We start from the raw sequence: 18,813 nt of genomic DNA, 5'->3' as shown, positions 1-18,813 counted from the left end.
TGCGATGGCGGTAATACAAAGTTTCCTGAACATCTCTTCCTCCTAACGTCGTTGTTGCAACAAGTTCCATCATCCTTGTTGAGCGCCAGAACAAAAGTTATACGTGTTAAATGTCAACATTTAGCACCTTCAAATAACCCACATCCTGAACCGCCCCGAAGGAAACGGGCCCCCTGTTTATAGAGGACATATTTGAATACGGGCCACCCCCGCAAACAAAACTGACATACCTATTCTGAAAATGATCATCCTTCCTTTCACGAGACCTCCAAACAAGCCAATCCATGATGCGGTGACACATGAACTGCCCTGCAAATCTCTGAACGAAAGTCAAAATATACTCAGACCACCTCAGAGGCTCATCCTTTTAAGGATTAAACCTGGTAACTTTTCATGCAACCTCTGGCCCCAATTTAAAGCCAGGCAACCGTCAAGAATGCAGTCGCATGACGGAAGCAATCTTCAATAGATTTACGCCGTATCCATTGTCATCAATCAGAAGTTCTCTTCCCGTAGAACCCTCTGACGCCATGATTCAGATCGTACCCTAATTCATTCGCGAGGAGCTGAAAGTGCGGCATGAAACTTCCGAACACCTTCAGTATTTTCTCAAAAAACAGGACCTCGCCTCACCCTATAAAAAAAATCAATCGGGATTCCCTAAAACCCCGCCCCCCCAAAAAAACTCAAATTATTCGGTACAAACAAAAAAAGGCCGGGACAGGAGAGGCGAAGGGGGGAGAGCCCCTCTCTGTCCCTTTTTGCTGATCTAAGAAAGAACGTCTTTGGCAACCTGGCCAACAATTTCTGTAATCAGCCGACAGTCATCCAAATCAAAGGTCAGGGGAACGCGCATATCACACATCACTGCGAGAATGCGGTTGGTCTCTTTGAGTTCCGGAAGATTGTCGAAGTATTGCCAGCTGCCGTAGGCGCTGGTAAATCCAACAGGTTCGGAATTCCCAAACCATTTCAACTCCACACCACGTTCAAGGGCCGCTGCAAGAAATTTGCGGATGGTGGTTTCATCCTGTCCCACAAGGGAGAACTGAATGGAACTGCCCACAAAAACTTCTTTTTCAGGACGCTTGGGACAGGTGATGCCGGGGATCGTGTTGAACCCGGCTTCCAGGACACGGTAACGCTCGTTCCAGCGTTTGCACTGGTTGTCCAAATTGCGAAGCTGAAATCGAAGCAATGAAGCGCGGAGGTTGTCCATGCGGCTGGAGTAGTTGGGGGTAAGCTTTTTGATATTTTCAAACACCTCCATACCGGGCCTTGACGTATGCCCTTCGTAGAGCATGTAGGAACCGGAATGGATAATGGCACGAGCAATGACCTCGGGGTCGTCGGTAGTAAGCAATCCACCTTCACCTGAGTTCATATGTTTATAAGTCTGTGTGCTGAAGCAGCCCACGTTGCCATAGGAACCGGACTTCTTTCCGTCCCAGGTAGCACCCATGGTGTGAGCGCAATCTTCAATCAAAACCAGCCCATGCTTTTCACAGATAGCCATCAAACGATCCATATCGGTCAAATGGCCACGCATGTGAGAAATAAGGAACCATTTCACATCAGGGTCTGCAGCTTTTTTATCGAGGTCTTCCAAGTCAATGGTGTAATCATCGGTGATCTCAACCAGAACAATTTCAGCACCTGCGTTATGGATGGCACCGGGAACCGGGGCCAGCGTATACGCATTGCAGAGAATTTTATCACCGGGCTCAACCCCGACACTTTTCAACGCAAGGTACATGGCCATGCCGCATGACGCGCAGGAGAGACAATACTTTGCGCCCATGTAGGCGGCAAACTCCTCTTCAAGAAGAGCGGCTTCGCCCTTCTCACCGGCACTGACATTGTAACGGTGAAGTTTTCCGGTGCGCATAATTTCAACCGCGCGCTCAATGGACTCTTCACTGATGGCTTCCTGCTGAGTAAATTCCTTGGTAAACCGTTTAACAGATGCGTTTCCCATGCGACCTCCTGAATATCACAAAATCAGGAGTGAGGAGCAACACATCGCTCCCCACCCCATACAATCAACCTTCGGCAATAAACGCCGAGCAGACCCTAGTACTTGGTCTGATTGTACACTTCGAAATCCCACTCTTCGCCAGGATAGAACTTACGCAGACGCCAATCACAGGCGCGGGCGTGACCTTCCATGCCTTCCACGCGGGAAAGACGGGATGCGGCGCCACTGATCACACGGTTGGCTTCGGGTGTGATCTCCTGGTAAGTCATGATCTTGAGGAACTTATGAACGTTCAGGCCACCAGAGGTGTAACCGGCTTTCTTGGTAGGGAGGATATGGTTGGTACCGGAGCACTTGTCACCCTGGGGTACGGTGCTGCCCTCGCCAAGGAAAAGTGAACCGTAATTGGAAAGATTATTCACCCACCAATCCAGATCTTCAGCCATCACCTGGACATGCTCAGATGAGTACTCATCACTCACCTTCACCAGTTCTTCACGGTTTTCACAGAGAACGATCTCTCCGAAATCCCTCCAGGAAGTGGCGGGAGTTTCGGGGTCGGGCATGTCAGCAATCACCTTGGGCATCAGCTCGTTGACTTTCTCGGCCAGCTCGCGGCAATCGGTGTGGAGCCATACAGGAGAATCAAGACCATGTTCTGCCTGAGAAACGAGGTCGACAGCAACGGTCATGGCATCAGCTGTCTTGTCGGCAATCACAGAAGACTCTGTGGGGCCGGCAAACACGTCAATGGCACAGCGGCCGGTACCGGCGAGGATCGCCTTGGCTTCGGCAACATAGGCGTTACCAGGGCCAACAAGGATGTTGGCGGGCTTGCCGGTAAAGAGACCGTAAGCCATGGTAGCAATCGCCTGGACGCCGCCCATTTCGATGATAATATCAGCGCCGGCAATATGCATGGCGTAAACCACGGCAGGTGCGATGCTGTCGCCACGGGGAGGGGAGCAGGCAATGACGGTTTTAACACCGGCTGCCTTGGCAGTGGCCACACTCATGATGGCTGAACAGGCGTGGGCAAAACGACCGCCGGGAACGTAGCAGCCAGCCACTTCCATGGGGAGGACTTTCTGACCGAGACGCACGCCTTTAATGGTCTCTTTTTCAAATTCAACGATGCTCTCACGCTGAGCCTTGGCGAAACCAGACACCTGGTCGAAGGCAAACTGGAGGTCATCCTTGACACTCTGAGGAACCTGATCGATCAGGGCCTGTTTTTTTTCTTCAGAAAGGACGAAATCCCCTTCCCAGTTGTCAAATTTTTTGGCCAGGTCACGAACGGCCTCTTCCCCACGAGTTTCAATGTCCTTGAGGATGCCTTCGACGATCACACGCTTCTGATCGCTCACGTCTTCGAAGCTGAGCTCTGCTTTTTTAATGAATTCCATTGTAAAAAAATCTCCGTAGCTAAATCGCTCTCTATATTTGAAGTCAGAAATTTCCCATTGGTATGGAAGTAAATTTGCCAATCCCAGAGCACATTGTCAATGATTTTATAAAATCTTTTTAAAGATTTTTTTAAACTTTCGTTAAAACATTTTGATCGAAGCCTGGGGCATCGGACCAAATGCCTTGTAAATCAAGAGATATACAGAATAAGACCCAAACATCTATTTTACGATACTGCGGAAATCAGGAAGCGAAACAGTGGTTACCCGCTTCGCGGCCCATTTATTTTCAGCGGTCCTTTTCAATCAACCCCCGTCGTAACCAAAGCGGGAACATCATAACACAAGACCTATCCGCCACACATATTTAAATGGTATAAGTTAAGATTGATCCCATATTATAAAATTTGCTGTAGTTTTTCCCACATAGCTCATGTATTGATGCTTAATCGCAGGCGAAGGGGCCATCTCGGTATGCTTTTTGTATATAAACTCTTTTGAAACGCAATAAGCCTGCGGAAAACGACCTTGCGGTCCGAGCACGTCAGGGGCGTCCCCGAGCGTCACAAACCGTCCACTCCCGTACCTTGCAAAGAAGACAGGCACAAACCAGAACGTAGAGATGATTTTTTCATGAAACATCGAAATGGTAATTATGCGAACAATTCGCAATCGTCCAACAAGCCGGCCACCCGCCCCTTGCCCCCCCGCAGCCACCACCGGGAGGATCGTCGGAACGCCTACCCACTTACCTCAACAAGAACACCTCTCAAAACGGCTGGTTTTTCGAGGATTTCTACAAGTCATTTAGTCATTTTTGCCCCTCTGCCCCACAGCGAGAATGGCACCCAACCCCTCTCAAGATTTGCGTAAAATATTTTATAAAATATGTTTTAACATTTCATTGAATTTTTTTTATAAAAGCGCTTGACGGCATAATAAAAAAGACTCATAAAGTAATTAAAAGCCCCGAAGGAACATTTTCATCAGCCCTGTTTTCATCGGGGCTCAACATGACAATTATAAGCCATGACGCTTAGATTTCAGGAGGTCTATAATGAACGGTAAGTCTCTCATCTTAAAAGCACTCAACCATGAAGAAGTTCCCCGCACACCTTGGGTCCCCTATACTGGAGCCCAGATCGCAAACCTCAAGGGGTATGCTGCGGATGAAATTTTTAAAGATGTCGATAAACTCGTGGAGTGCCTGTTGGAAGCCGATGCACAATACGATCCCGACGGACTGCCCGTCATGTTCGACCTGCAGGTTGAGGCTGAAATCTTAGGGTGTGACCTCAAATGGTATCCCAATACCCCACCCACCGTTTACACACACCCCCTTGCCAGCGACTTCACCATCCCCACGCAGCACCTGACCCGGGAAGATGGACGCATTCCCATTATCCTGGAAGCCACAAGGCGGCTGAAAGAAGCCAAGCCCAACATTGCCCTGTACGGATTGGTTTGCGGCCCCTTCACCCTGGCCTCGCACCTTCGTGGTACCAATATTTTCATGGACATGTACGACCAGCCTGAAAAAGTAAAAGAGCTGATTAATTACTGTGAAGAGGTGGTCAGTGAATATGCAGGCTTTCTGGTTGAAGCAGGGTGCGACGTCATCGGCGCCGTTGACCCCCTCGTCTCCCAGATCTCCCCTGTCTCCTTTGACCAGTTTCTCTCTGAGCCCTTCTCTGCCTTCTTTGATAAAGTGCGCGCACAAAACGTGCCCTCCACCTTCTTTGTCTGCGGCGATGCCACCAAAAACATCCCCGGCATGTGCAAGACCCTTCCGGACGCCATCGCCATTGATGAAAACGTGGACATCGTGGCCGCCAAAAAAGTCACCGATGAACACAATATCCTCATTTCCGGCAACCTTCAGCTCACCATCACCATGCTTTTCGGCACCCAGCAGGACAACCAGCAGGCAGCCATCGAGTTAATGGATGCCCTGGGTCAGAAAAACTTCATCCTCGCCCCCGGCTGCGACATGCCCTTTGGCGTTCCCCCGGAAAACATTGTGGGTGTCAGCATGGCCGTCCACAACAAAGAGGCCGTCCGAAAAGCCCTCGAGACCTATGTAAAAAAAGATGAGCTCCCTGAAATCGAACTGCCCGATTATGACAGCCTGGACCATGTCCTCATCGAGGTTGTGACCATCGACTCTCAGACCTGCGCCGCCTGCGGCTACATGGTGGCCTCCGCCAATGACGCGGCCGCCCCCTTCGGTGACAAGGTGAAGGTGGTGGAACGCTCCATCATGTACCCCGAAAACGTCAGCTTCATGAATAAAATTGGCCTCGCCAATGCGCCAGCCATGCTCGTCCATGGTGAACTCAAACACGTCTCCCTGATCCCCACCAGCGAGACCCTGACGGCTGAAATCAACGCCGCCATGAAAAAGTAAGAGAACCCGGCAGTGGGAATCGCCTGCAGCGTTTCCCACTGCCTTCTCTGATGGCTTCACCACAGACCAACCGGGTGGATTGATAGAAGGACACAACCGATCGTAAACCTCCCTCTTTGACCTATCCCCCCTTAAAATAACGGGCATTCTCCACCGCCTTGTCCTCACCTCGATAGAGGCCACTCCAGACCGAGAATCCCACAATTTTCATTCGTCCACCGCAGGAACATACCCATGACTGTTACCATCACCGTCACCCACGACCAAAAAAAGAGTTCCCTTGTCGTCCCCAAAGACAAACCCATTGTCGGTTCGCTTCGCGAAGCCCGGCTCATCGTGGCGCCCTGCGGCATCGGTAAATGCGGAAAATGCCGAATTTTATGCGAGACGACCCCCTCCGACGAGGAAAAAAGCCACCTGACCCCCATGGAACTTGAGGCCGGAGTACGCCTCGCTTGTTATACATGGCCCTCAGAAGGCATGAACATCACCATCGCAGACAGGCAGGACCTCAAGGTCCTGACCCGGTTCCGCACCTCGGAATATACCCTGGAACCCGCCCTGACCAAAAAATTTTTCCAGGCACCTGCCCCTGCGATCCTCGACCAGGAACCGGACATTGACCGCCTGATGAAGAGCGTCGGCGCAACCGAGAACGCCCTCTCCCTCGACCAACTTCGGAAACTCCCTGATTTCCTTCGTCGCCAGTCCTTTTCAGGGTACGCTCTCCTCTCCAATGAGACCCTTGTGGGCTACAGCGATAAAGCAGACCACCTGGGGTTGATCGTGGACATCGGAACCACCACCGTCGCCGGCATGATCGTGGACCTGACCACAGGTAAAACCCTGGCCGTCAGCGGTTCCCACAATGCCCAGGCGCCTTTCGGTGCCGATGTCATGACCCGCATCCAATACTGCATGGAACACAGCACCGACGCGCTGAATTCTGCCATTATCGATCAGCTGAACTCCATGCTGGCAGGCCTTCTCACCCGCTGCGACGTCAATGACGTCAGCCTGATCGCCCTGGCCGGCAACACCACCATGATGCACCTCCTGTGCGGCATAGACCCTGAGTTCATCAGCAAGGCCCCCTTTATTCCGGCCACCTTGAGCGCCATGCAGATGCCTGCCCGCGACCTGGGTATTCTCTCCGATAGCCGAGCCTTGCTGCTCCCCGGAGTTTCCGCATATATCGGGGCGGACATCGTCGCCTCCCTTCTGGCCACGGGTGCCGTTGGCAAAGACAAAAACTTTCTCATGGCCGACATCGGCACCAACGCTGAGACCGTTCTCTACGCAAACGGGACCTGCTATGCCTGCTCAGCGGCCGCCGGTCCCTGCTTTGAAGGGGCCAACCTCAGCTGTGGTATGCCGGGCCAGCCCGGTGCCATCGACTCCGTCTTCCAGACTGATGAAGGATTTGGGCTCACGGTGATTGACGATCGTCCAAGCACCGGGCTCTGCGGTTCTGGCGTCATCGATGCCATTGCCCTGCTCCTGGATGAAGAGGCCATGGATGCCACCGGGCGTCTTCAGTCACGCGGAACCCTCGCAGACTCCATCGAAGGAGAAAAAAATCAAATCCGGTTCAACCTCACCCCGCGGGTCTTCCTTACCCAAAAGGATATCCGGGAAGTCCAGCTGGCCAAGGCCGCTCTCCGTGCCGGCATCGAAATTCTCATGCAGGAAGCAGGGGTCACCTGCGATGACATCGACACCCTGTACCTTGCCGGAGGCTTTGGTTCTGCCATACACCCGGAAAGCGCTACGCGCATCGGCATGATTCCCCACGGGCTCCTGAACAAAATTTCTGTCCTGGGCAATGCCGCCTCCTTCGGTGCCCTTCGTTATGCCACAGAAAAAAAGGGGATCGAAACGGCAGACACCATTCGCCACCACACGCGGCACATTGAACTGTCCGCCCACAAATCCTTCAGCTCCGAATACATGAACCGCATGATCTTCGCAGAGGATTAGCCTCCTCACGGATAAAACGGGGTCCCGTCTTTTTCTTCAGAAGACCGATCTCCGTCAGTCAAAAATCTGGCATGAATGTTGCTCATTATAAAGTTAAGACATTGAGGGATCTCCGAAGCGCTCACAAGCACAAAGCAACGCGTCGGACAGCCCGGAGGCATAAAAGCCTGCCATTCAAGGTAATCAGGGGAAATCAAACCATTTTCAACCCCTGTTAAGCCACCCCGAGGAGGAGAGATCCTCCCCGCTGAGGGCAGGCCCCAGAAAGAGGGAATTCGATTTTATAGTAGAACTTCGAAACTTTCTAAAACCCCCGCTTACATGCCGCCGGGAACACCCCCAGGGAGACATCGGGAAGACAAAAAAAATAAGCGATTGCCTATGAGGCCGGCCTTTTTGTCACCCGGCTCCGAAATCGAACTTTTATGAAAAAAAGACATTCATCAGTACGTGGTCCCGGTCAACATTCGATGGCCCACACATAACTTGAGGAGGTTGTTTTTAGATGCTGAAATCCAACAGATTCAGACTTGCGGACGATAAGATGCTCGACGAAATCCATGAAGCCACCGTGGAGGTTCTTGAAACCTGCGGCGTGGATTTTGAAGATGAAACCGCCCGTCAGATCATGAAAGATGGTGGGTGCGAGGTAGACGGATGGCGCATCAAAATTCCCCGTGCCATCCTTGAAAAGACCATTGAGTTAGCGCCCAGCTCCTTCATGTTCCACGGCCGCAATGAAGAACAATCTTTTCTGGTGGGTGAAGGTCAGAGCCGCCCCCACACCGACCCCAGCTTTGGCGCCGTTCGAATCAACGACATAGAAACCGGCGACCGCGACTGCACCATGGAAGACATGAAAAACTTCTTCACCCTGATCCAGTCCAGTGACATCTGTGACATTGGTGGCGGATGGCCCGTCGAGCCCACAGACATCCCTGAAAAAAAGGCCCATCTTCATGTCTTCCGCGAGATGGTCCGCCACACCGACAAGCCCCTTCGAAGCTTTGTCGGGACCACCGAAGAGGTCCAGGAATACTTCGAACTCTTTGAAATTGCCAAGGGTGAAAAAGGGTACCTCGATAACCATACCTGTATGTTTGCGAGCATCAACCCGGTCAGCCCCCTGACCTATGCCGCCTTTCCTTTGCAGACCATGATTGAACACGCCAAGAAAAAACAGGCGATTTGTACGCTGACCTGCGCCATGAGCGGTATCTCCTCCCCCATGAGCATGATGGGTGCGGCGGTCATGCAAAATGCCGAAATGCTGGCAGGCAACGTCTTGCTCCAGCTCGTCAACCCCGGCACCCCCTACATCCTGGGTCCTGCATCCTGCCGTCCGGACATGAAGTCCGGACTTTACGCCAACGGATCGCCTGAAGCCAACATGATCAACGGCCTCAGCATCCAGATGGCCGTGGAACGATACAAAATCCCCGTCCGTATCATGGCCGGTATCACCGACGCCAAGGTGGTGGACGCCCAGGCCGGCATGGAGACCATGCAGACCCTCATCCACGCCGTCATGGCCGGTGCCCACTGGATCCATGGCTGCTTCGGATCCCTGGACTCCCTGAACTCCACCTCCTTTGAAAAAATCATGCTCGGCGAGGAGGCCTTCTCCCGCGTGTTGCGCCTGCTTGATGGCATGAGGGACTGGGACAAAGACACCACCGTCTCAGAAATCACCCATGCCGGCCCCCGTGGCACCTACTTCATGGAGCCCACCACGGTCATGAACTTCAGAAACCCCTGGCGCCCCACCGTCTCCACCCAGGAAGCGTATCAAAACTGGGCTGACGCAGGGTCCAAGGATTTCAGAATACTGGCCCGTGAGCGATGGCAAAAAATACTTGCCGACGCGCCGGAGAGCCTACTTTCTGCCGAAAGGGAAAAGGCAGTCACCGCCTTTTTGGAAAGCAAACTAAGCGAAGAATAAACCCGACGCAGTCTCTCAAGGGGCAATGCGGCTCGCACCTGGCCACATTGCCCTCAAAAGGAGACGCGTCGAGGAAGAATCAACGAGGGAAAATAACTTGCGACCAGGTCAAATTTAAGCCAGAGCCACAGTTTTATTTATCCTCATTAGGCATATAAAAAATGTTAAAATATCGAGTACTAAAAAATAATGCTCTTTTGCAGGTAGATAAAAAATAATTCTAATTTACTTTAGCAAAATCCTTGACAAACCAGGCTGTATTATTTTATAAAATAGTTCATAAAATAATACATAATATCTTTCGGTAAAAAAACTGAGTTGAAATCCAGGCACAAACCTGGCGCACTCACCGTTGCGGACACAAGGTATTCGCGGCACCTTTTACCGGACAATTTGGCTGAAAACAATCAACGGCGACCAGGCGACAGTGAAAGTGGTTCACTGCCGTCACAAAACAGGCGGTCCGTCCGTTGCCTGCAAATACACAACACTCTCTTTGGTAGGAGACCGGCGCATGAAAATCATCGACATCTACAGAAGATGCCTTAACGGCGAAGAAATGAACGAGACCGACTTCGATATTAATGTTGTTTTCCCCGGGATCATGCAAGTGGTTCAGAAACACAACATTAAATACAATCCGGCTGATCCCGTCTCGTCCGATGACGATCTGGCTGATCGTGTCTTTGAAGCTGCCCTTGAGTTCTTCATTAATACCGGCATGTATTGCCAGGACACCGGGCGCGTGGTTAAGTTCACCAAAGAAGAGATTCTTTACGCTATCGGTGATTCGGCCCGTCCCCGTTGCATCGGCGGTGAGAAAGAGAGCCGCAGAGAATGGCGCTGCCGCAAGCCCGACGAGAACTCTCGTCCCTGGTGCCATATCGGTTCCGGTATCTACACCAGCACCGATGAGCTCTTCCTCAAGCTGGTGGAAGGCTACGCCCGCATCGACCGCGCCGATTCCATGGCCGTCCCGACCCTGATGAACGATCCCGAGAGCAACTCCGACGTGCCCTTTCACCCCTCGGAAGTCATGGCCTGTATCCACAACATGAAAATGGCCAGAAAGGCCACTGAGAACGCTGGACGTCCCGGCTTCCCTGTCTTCAACGTGGTTCCCGCCTCCGGCGGCCCCGTCAGCACCATTGCGGCCAGCCACCCCAACTGCGGCACCCGCACCTCCGACGGATGGCTCTGCGCCTTCTACCCCGAGTACAAGCTCAAAATGGACACCCTGAACAAAATGTGTTTCCTCCAGGAAATCGGCGGCAACATCGCCGGGGAAGCCAGTACCCTATTAGGCGGCTACTGCGGCGGCCCCGAAGGCATCGCCGTCGGCGTCACAGCCTACGCCATGATGTCCTGCATGCTGGGTGCCACCTACTTCCTGAACTTCCCTGTCACCCTTAAAGGGGCCATCTCCACCACACGCCAGCTCCTCTGGGGCCTCGGGCTCGGTTCACAGGCCATCTCCCGTAACATCTACCTGGCCACCTACAACTCCGGATACTCCGCCGCCGGTGCCGGGACCAAAGAATACTTCTATCAGTCTGCGGCCTACATCCTCACCGGCGTCACCTCAGGGGTCACCACAGGCACCCCCTTCCCCGCTGCTGGCGTAAAAATGGATGGCATGACGCCCCTGGAGCCCAAATTCCACACCGAGATGGCCGACGCGGCCTGCCAGCTCACAAGGGCTCAGGCAAGCCCCATCGTCGTCAAGCTCCTCGAGAAATACGAGCACACCCTGGATACACCCGACCTGGGCATGACCTACCCCGAGCTCTTCGATCTCGACACCAACACACCCAAGGATTTCTACCAGAAAATGTATGAAGAGGTGAAAGCAGAACTCGTTGAAATGGGTGTCCCCATTAAATAGTTCGTTTTTAAAATAAAGCGACAGGGGACAACACGCCAATCAAGCTCACCCCCTGCGCACAGGCTTTACCGGAATGATCCAACCCATTCCGACCCAATATAAAAAAAACAATTGCACCCGATCAGGGGAAATAACAAGGAGTACACCATGTCTCAGATTCATTTTGACAACCTTCGCGATGCCATCACCTCCCTCAACGCCGCCGGCGCAACAGAGATTGCCACCACCGCTATTGCTGACGGTGTTGAACCTGTTGACCTCATCACCTACGGCATCCGCACGGGACTCGATATCATGGGTGAGCGTTTCAGCAACGGCGACTGCTTTCTTCCCGAGCTGATGCTTGCCGGTCGTGCCGCCGACTCTGCGGTTGCCATCATCGAGCCTGCCATGCTTGCCGCCGGCAACGCCGACCAGAAGCTGGGCAAAGTGGTCATCGCCACAGTAAAAGACGACCTCCACGACATCGGCAAAAACATCGTGGCCCTGATGCTCCGTTCTGCTGGATTCGACGTCATTGACCTGGGCAGCGACAAGTCCAAAGAAGAAATCTTCGCAGCAGCCGAAGAAAACAATGCCGACATCGTGGGCCTCTCCACCCTCATGACCACCTGCATGTCCATTGTCCCCGAGTTCGTGGAACTCCTGAAAGCCAAAGGCGTGCGGGACAAATACAAGGTCCTCGTAGGCGGCGCCCCCTTGAACCCCCAGTTCGCCGCAGATGCAGGATGTGACGGCTACGCCGCCGATGCATCCAAGTGTGTGGAAATGGCTAAGGAACTCATGGGCATCGCCGCTTAGTTTTTTTTATCACCCCACGAGACGCACCCTACGCCCCGTGAGGTGATAAACACTCAGTTCGTCCTGATCCATAAAGAGAACCCGCTCCCCACCCGGATACCATCCGAAAAAAGGGGGCGGGTTTCCCTGTTTCCAAACCCGACGGAAAAAGGTATATTTTTCAACCGACAAGCAAACAAGGAGTCTCGCCATGAAAACCCCCATCGTTGTCCTTACCGGCTTCCTCGGAAGCGGAAAAACCACCCTGATGCAGTACCTTCTCCATCAATTTTCGGACAAAAAAGTCGCCGTTCTCGTAAACGACTTTGGCGAGGTCCCTGTGGATGCAGCCGTTCTCTCCGGACACGGCATCCCTGATGACATGCTCTACGAAGTCAACGGCGGGTCCATCTTCTGCGCCTGCCTCAAGGACAGCTTCGCCCTTGGCCTCAAAGCCCTGGTCGAATGCAGCCCTGACCTGATCCTGGTGGAAGCCTCCGGGATGGCCGACCCCTCAGGTATCAGCCCCATGATTCGAAACGCAGGACTCGCCGATGTGTGCGAGCTCATGTGCACCCTCTGCGTCTTTGACGCCATCAAAAGCCTCAAACTGGCCCAAAACCTGACCACCATCGAACGCCAGGTGTCAAACGCCCACTATATCCTTCTCAACAAAATCGATATTGCCCCCCAGAAAGACGTGGACGCCGCCACAGCCTATATTCGAGAGAAAAACAACCGGGCGATCATCTTTCCCACCACCCATTGCCGGTTTGATGTGGACCGCCTGAAAAAAGAGATGGAAAATCCGTTTGCCATGATGCCCAGCCTCAACACCTCGGACAACCGACCCGATGCCTTTACCGTCGAGAGTGTCAACGGACCCATCGACGCCTTTCTCAATGCCCTTGAAAAGGAAGAGGATCTCCTGCGCGTGAAAGGATGCCTGACAGAAAACGGCCGCCATTACTACATTTCAGATACCGGAGCCGCCATCGAAAAAAGAGAAGAGAAAGAGAATCTTACCCCCGTGGTGGTCATCACCATGCAGGACAAAGGGGAAGGGGTCCAAAATCGCCTCAAAGAGGCCGGATTCTTAGCGTAGAGAAGCGCCGGGTGAACGTCACCCGAGGAGGGAGGATGATGAATAGAGCGGTGATCGCCTGCGAAGTGATGCGATATGAAATGGAAAAGCTTTGTGCGGACAGCCAGAAAGAGAAGGCCCCGAGCCTTCACTTTCTTCGCCAGGGACTCCATGACACCCCAAAGCTCCTGAAAGAGGAGCTTCAGGCCAAAATAAATGAAGTGGAGAGCGCAAACCCAACACTCACCCACCTGATTCTGGGCTATGGGCTCTGCGGACAGGGCCTCACCGGCATACGGGCAGAGCGCTGTGAGTTGGTACTCCCACGGGTCCATGACTGCATCCCCCTGCTTATAGGCTCCGTGGCGGCCCATCAGAAAGAACACAGCCGCGAATGCGGCACCTACTGGTTTTCACCGGGATGGCTTACCTGGTCGGTTCTGCCCTACCTGGACAACCAAACGATGCGCCTTGCCCACTACGAGAAGCAATACGGATCAGACAAAGCAAAGCTCCTCATGGAGATGGAAGAGGGGGTTCTTGCCAACTACACCCGGGCCTGCCTCATCGAATGGCCGGGGCTGGGAGAGACCTTCCGTGATAAAGCCGCCGAAGCCGCCAAGCGTTCCCGCCTGCCCCTGTCCACCATGAAGGGTGCCTCCACCTACATCAAGGCGCTTCTCTTCGGCCCATGGGACACCTCCCAATTTGTCCGTATCCCTCCCGGCCAAATCCTCTGCCAGAGCATGGACACCGAGGAGGTGTTCCATGCTGAAAAGCCCGCCCTCCCCCCGAAGGATAACGAATAAAGCCCCTTACAAACCGCCGGGTGATCCCTGGGATTCTTCCGGGGCTCTGTTACCCGGCATTTTTTTTCATGGAGAGATACAATTTTTCTACTTTTTTCCGTGCCCAGGGGGTCTTTCGGAGAAATTTCAGGCTGGATTTTATGGAAGGGTCAAGGATAAAGCATCGGATATCAATGCATTTCCCCAAGGCATCCCATCCGTAATGGGCCACCAGAAGGGTCACCATCTGCTCCAGGGTCACACCATGCAAGGGGTCGTTGGCTTGTTGCTCACTCATAAATAAAAGATCTTCCTTACGTCTTAAAAAATATAAACAGATGCAAAGGCAGCCCTTACCGACCACCGTTTCGCTGGACGGCCCGAACAAATGCCGGGATGTACCGCCAAGACTCACTCTCTTCTTTTACACCAGTCAGCCTCCAAATCACAGCACCTTCCAGGTGTGCCTCACCCATCAAGACCTGAAGCAAACCTCTGTTCACAAAAAAAGGCCGCGACTCTTAAGAATCGCGGCCTTTTCTTCGTTGTGTTTGCTGCACACAGCTTCGCCTTCAAAGGGGGGCTTGCAGAAGGCTTTTCCCAGAAGGCACCTGGAAAGATACCGCCTGTGAAGAAAATTTAAACTGAAAAAGGCCGGAGGCATTAGGGTGCCGCCGGCCTTTTTCAGAATGTAAGGAGAGAAGTCGGCAGCCCGGCAGGAACCGTCCTGTACAACAGGTTCAGCATGCCATATTTTCCGACGTATTCACACGAAGTCAGACTGCCTGGGCATCAAGAAATACCCATATATAAACCCCGGCCAGAAAAAGTGACGCACAGCCTCTGCCAGGGGGAAGAAAATATATGTAAACCCGATGAATCGCACCACAGGAAGAACCGCATCATCCCTGTTACGAAGAACTCCCTGTGTGCGTCGGGATTAAATCACAAGAGCCCCCGAGCCACCCATTAAGGTGACCCGGGGTCGGCCTGAGCCGACAGACCCTTTAGTACTTGGTCTGGTTGTAGACTTCGAAATCCCATACTTCGCTGGGAAAGAACTTACGCAGACGCCAGTCACAGGCGCGAGCGTGGCCTTCCATGCCTTCAACACGGGAGAGGCGGGAAGCCGCACCGCTGACAACCTTGTTGGCTTCAGGCGTAATCTCCTGATAGGTCATGATCTTAAGGAACTTGTGAACGTTCAGACCACCGGAGGTGTAACCGGCTTTCTTGGTGGGGAGGATGTGGTTTGTACCGGAGCACTTGTCACCCTGGGGCACGGTGCTGCCTTCACCCAAGAAAAGAGATCCGTAATTCGTCAGGTTCTTGACCCACCAATCCAGATCTTCGGCCATGACCTGAACGTGCTCGGAAGAGTACTCGTCACTGACCTTCACCAGCTCTTCTCGGCTCTCGCAGAGAACGATTTCACCGAAATCCCTCCAGGAAGTCGCAGGCGTTTCGGGGTCGGGCATGTCGGCAATCACTTTGGGCATCAGTTCGTTGACCTTTTCGGCCAACTCACGGCAGTCGGTATGAAGCCATACAGGAGAATCGAGTCCGTGCTCTGCCTGGGAAACCAGGTCAACAGCCACGGTCATCGCATCGGCGGTCTTGTCAGCGATCACAGAAGACTCTGTGGGGCCGGCAAATACGTCAATGGCGCAGCGGCCGGTGCCAGCAAGGATCGCCTTGGCTTCGGCAACAAAGGCGTTACCGGGACCGACAAGGATGTTGGCGGGCTTGCCAGTGAAGAGACCATAAGCCATGGTAGCGATGGCCTGAACGCCGCCCATCTCGATGATAATATCAGCACCGGCAATATGCATGGCGTAAACCACGGCAGGTGCGATGCTGTCGCCTCGGGGAGGGGAGCAGGCGATGACGGTTTTCACACCGGCAGCCTTGGCAGTCGCAACGCTCATAATGGCAGAACAGGCGTGGGCAAAACGGCCACCGGGAACGTAGCAACCCGCCACTTCCATGGGAATGACCTTCTGACCGAGGCGGACACCTTTGATCGTCTCTTTTTCAAACTCAACGATGCTTTCGCGCTGAGCCTTGGCGAAGCCAAAAACCTGATCGTAGGCAAACTGAAGATCATCCTTAACGGACTGGGGAACCTGATCGATCAGGGCCTGCTTTTTTTCTTCGGAAAGAACAAAATCGCCTTCCCAGTTGTCAAATTTTTTGGCCAGATCACGAACGGCTTCTTCGCCTCGGGTTTCAATGTCCTTGAGAATCCCTTCGACGATGACGCGCTTCTGGTCACTTACTTCTTCAAAGCTAAGCTCTGCCTTCTTGATAAATTCCATTGACACACTCCACATGTATATAAAATCAATCCAAAAAACTGCATTCTCCCCCCACAGTGTGAGGATGAAATATTTATATCCGGGGAACCTTTCCGTGTCAACATCTTTTATAACCTTTTTTCGAACTTATTTTATAAAATAAGTTATACAATCACAAAGAGGTGGGGCGCGCCGTATCTATTCCTCATAAATTAAGGCCATTATACCATCACCTTTTCCCATCGACTGGAAGATGAACCCCTTCGGCTGCTCACCGCAGCCGGCGCGATGCCGGTCCGCCCCCCACACCCCAAAAAAAAGAGGCGCTGATCACTCAGCGCCTCTCCATGGGTCAAGGTATATCGAATCGGCCTGCGCCTTATATAAAGAAGCCGCCCAGCCACTCACACAATCGGTTATCCGGCAACATCGATCCCGAGATCACATCCCGTGGGGTCTTCGCACAGATGGTTGAGGGTTCTCACGTCAATATGACCCTCTTCTCTTTCTTCGTCGGATTCAATGTAATCATGATAGGTTTCAGTAAATTTCATGGTTTATCTCCTCCCCAAAAGGGATGTTTGTTTTATCTGTGGGGGAGAGCCCCCCTTCTTCTTACTTTAAAGATAAGACGCCCATCGCACGTGTCAACAAACTATTTTCGGAAGCCCTAACTTTTTTTTTTCAATCACACCCCTCGACACAGACCCCGTCCCTGTTCGCCTTCGCACACAACGCCTTTTTCAAGGGACACTCTGGGTTTTCTTCGCCATTTCGATACCGCTGGAGAAGCGCCACCGACTCGGCCGCCAGTTTACGCCGGACCTTCCGGCGCTCTCCTTTGATGCGGGCCACCTTCAGGGTATCGTAACCGGTTGTCTGATGACGCAACCAGGCGATGACCGCCGCTTCCGCCCGTTCATTCAGAGGAATACGCTGGGTCCGCGCCACGGTGCCGCTCCCCACGGGAGCGGCCAGTTCGGTAACAGCCTTTGCCAATGCGTCGGCAAGGGACCTGTGACGGGGATGAAAATGAAGGAACGCCAGGACGGCACCCCTGAAATCCTCCACATAGTCCCCCTGCTGTTTTTCCCGACGCTCGCGACCCGAGGCCAGTTTTTTCTTGTAGGCGGGAGTCTCCCGTTCCTTTTCCAGCACCATGCGAATCGATCGGATGGTTTCGACGGGGGCCCAGACCCCTCGCGAAAAGAGTTTCCGGCCTTTTTTCTCTTGCATCTGCCAATACGGCCCGGCTTTCTTGACACGTCTTGTCAACGCCGCATCACCAGGGGACAACAGCTCCCAGTCCACAGGCACCGAGAGCACCGCCCCCGTATCACAGATCACTTCGTTCTTTTGGGTGCCGGGCTTCACAACCCGTACATCTTCCGGCATACCTGTCCTTCATTTCCCTTGATTTTTAAGCCCGATCTTTCCGGGGTCGGTTCAACCAGCGCACGATCAACCCCGCCTGGGCGGGTGGTTCATCCAGAATCGCTTCGTAATACCCGCGCATGATAACGCAATAGCGCGCCCGATTTTCAGAGTCCCGCACATAGATCTCAGGCTCAAAAAAAATACGGATTTCTTCGCCAAACCGTGCATACATCGTCTCATTTACCGAGGTCATCGCCTGGTCATACATCACCTCGGAGGGAAGTTTGTCCCCGCCCACCGAGTGGTCCATCACCTGAATAAACACCTCACGAAAAAGCACCCGGGTCTCTTCCGAGAGTTCACCGCCCTGGGTCACGTCCTCCCCCTCGTCCCAGAGGGATCCATAACAAAAGCCGTCATGGTATTCGGCAAGGTCGGCCATCTCCTGAAGTTTGTAGTCAAGATACCCCACCAGCGCCGAGTCGGAGGCACGATAGAGTGCGGCCTCGAATGTCTGGGTCAAAATTTTATTCACACTGCGCATGACCGCCTGCTCATCCGCATTTTCATACCGAAGGGAATAAAGCAACCTCAGGACCTTATCAAAAGCCTGTTGATTTCTTTTTTTCAAGACCCCGTAAATCAAATCCTGTGAGACCTCCTCCTCCAGTTCTTCCTGGTAGGTGAGCATCCTCGGGATTTTCAACGATGGAATATCCACGATATACCGATCGATAACCGTCACGCTTCCAAAAAAAATAAAAAGAACCAGAACAGCGCGTAAAACACGTCCCAACCCAAATTCCTGATCCAACTCATGGGCCACCACCACACTGACAACCGCGGACCCACACACCCAAAGCCATGGAAACATGATCTATTCCTTACC

At 53.0% G+C, this 18,813-nt stretch carries 14 protein-coding genes; 7 read left to right on the top strand and 7 right to left on the bottom strand.

Annotation, left to right across the window (positions count from 1 at the left end; all coding sequences use genetic code 11):
- Positions 1–769: 769 nt before the first annotated feature.
- Positions 770–1,978, bottom strand: a complete 1,209-nt coding sequence (locus Q1Q75_RS12950) for an aminotransferase class I/II-fold pyridoxal phosphate-dependent enzyme (protein ID WP_300671271.1) — start codon at positions 1,976–1,978, stop codon at positions 770–772.
- Positions 1,979–2,073: 95 nt separating this feature from the next.
- Positions 2,074–3,384, bottom strand: coding sequence for a histidinol dehydrogenase (gene hisD / locus Q1Q75_RS12945; RefSeq protein WP_300671269.1), 1,311 nt, complete (start codon positions 3,382–3,384; stop codon positions 2,074–2,076).
- A 1,057-nt stretch (positions 3,385–4,441) separates the two neighbouring features.
- On the opposite strand from hisD (Q1Q75_RS12945), the gene Q1Q75_RS12940 reads away from it, so the two are divergent.
- The 7 genes from Q1Q75_RS12940 (at position 4,442) to Q1Q75_RS12910 (ending at position 14,271) form a co-directional block, all read left to right on the top strand.
- The gene (locus Q1Q75_RS12940; protein ID WP_300671266.1) at positions 4,442–5,791 is read left to right on the top strand and encodes a uroporphyrinogen decarboxylase family protein; all 1,350 of its coding nucleotides are present in this window, start codon (positions 4,442–4,444) and stop codon (positions 5,789–5,791) included.
- A 234-nt stretch (positions 5,792–6,025) separates the two neighbouring features.
- Entirely contained in the window at positions 6,026–7,771 is a 1,746-nt protein-coding gene (locus Q1Q75_RS12935; protein ID WP_300671264.1) for an ASKHA domain-containing protein, read from the top strand.
- 505 nt (positions 7,772–8,276) lie between these two features.
- Positions 8,277–9,713, top strand: a complete 1,437-nt coding sequence (locus Q1Q75_RS12930; RefSeq protein WP_300671262.1) for a trimethylamine methyltransferase family protein — start codon at positions 8,277–8,279, stop codon at positions 9,711–9,713.
- Positions 9,714–10,227: 514 nt separating this feature from the next.
- Entirely contained in the window at positions 10,228–11,598 is a 1,371-nt protein-coding gene (locus tag Q1Q75_RS12925) for a monomethylamine:corrinoid methyltransferase (RefSeq protein ID WP_300671260.1), read from the top strand.
- Between the two features lie 147 nt (positions 11,599–11,745).
- A complete protein-coding gene (locus Q1Q75_RS12920; protein ID WP_300671258.1) occupies positions 11,746–12,399 on the top strand; it encodes a B12-binding domain-containing protein in 654 nt (217 codons plus the stop codon).
- Between the two features lie 190 nt (positions 12,400–12,589).
- Positions 12,590–13,483, top strand: a complete 894-nt coding sequence (locus Q1Q75_RS12915) for a GTP-binding protein (protein WP_300671256.1) — start codon at positions 12,590–12,592, stop codon at positions 13,481–13,483.
- A gap of 35 nt (positions 13,484–13,518) precedes the next feature.
- Positions 13,519–14,271 carry a DUF1638 domain-containing protein gene (locus Q1Q75_RS12910; protein WP_300671253.1) on the top strand — a complete coding sequence of 251 codons (753 nt, stop codon included), beginning with the start codon at positions 13,519–13,521 and terminating at the stop codon, positions 14,269–14,271.
- Between the two features lie 49 nt (positions 14,272–14,320).
- On the opposite strand, the gene Q1Q75_RS12905 is transcribed toward Q1Q75_RS12910, so the two are convergent.
- From Q1Q75_RS12905 to Q1Q75_RS12885, 5 genes are all read right to left on the bottom strand, one after another.
- A complete protein-coding gene (locus tag Q1Q75_RS12905) occupies positions 14,321–14,548 on the bottom strand; it encodes a VF530 family protein (RefSeq protein WP_300671250.1) in 228 nt (75 codons plus the stop codon).
- A gap of 709 nt (positions 14,549–15,257) precedes the next feature.
- Complete coding sequence (gene hisD, locus Q1Q75_RS12900) at positions 15,258–16,568, bottom strand: histidinol dehydrogenase (protein WP_300671247.1); 1,311 nt, start codon at positions 16,566–16,568, stop codon at positions 15,258–15,260.
- A gap of 395 nt (positions 16,569–16,963) precedes the next feature.
- Positions 16,964–17,101, bottom strand: coding sequence for a hypothetical protein (locus tag Q1Q75_RS12895; RefSeq protein WP_300671245.1), 138 nt, complete (start codon positions 17,099–17,101; stop codon positions 16,964–16,966).
- Positions 17,102–17,231: 130 nt separating this feature from the next.
- A complete protein-coding gene (locus tag Q1Q75_RS12890; protein WP_300671242.1) occupies positions 17,232–17,942 on the bottom strand; it encodes a DUF2293 domain-containing protein in 711 nt (236 codons plus the stop codon).
- Positions 17,943–17,967: 25 nt separating this feature from the next.
- Positions 17,968–18,798: a hypothetical protein gene (locus Q1Q75_RS12885; RefSeq protein WP_300671239.1), complete on the bottom strand. Its 831-nt coding sequence runs from the start codon at positions 18,796–18,798 to the stop codon at positions 17,968–17,970.
- Positions 18,799–18,813: the final 15 nt, after the last annotated feature.

The organism is Desulfoluna sp. (assembly GCF_030145185.1).
Classification (GTDB): Bacteria; Desulfobacterota; Desulfobacteria; order Desulfobacterales; family Desulfolunaceae; genus Desulfoluna.
This window is presented reverse-complemented; position numbering and strand designations above follow the sequence as displayed.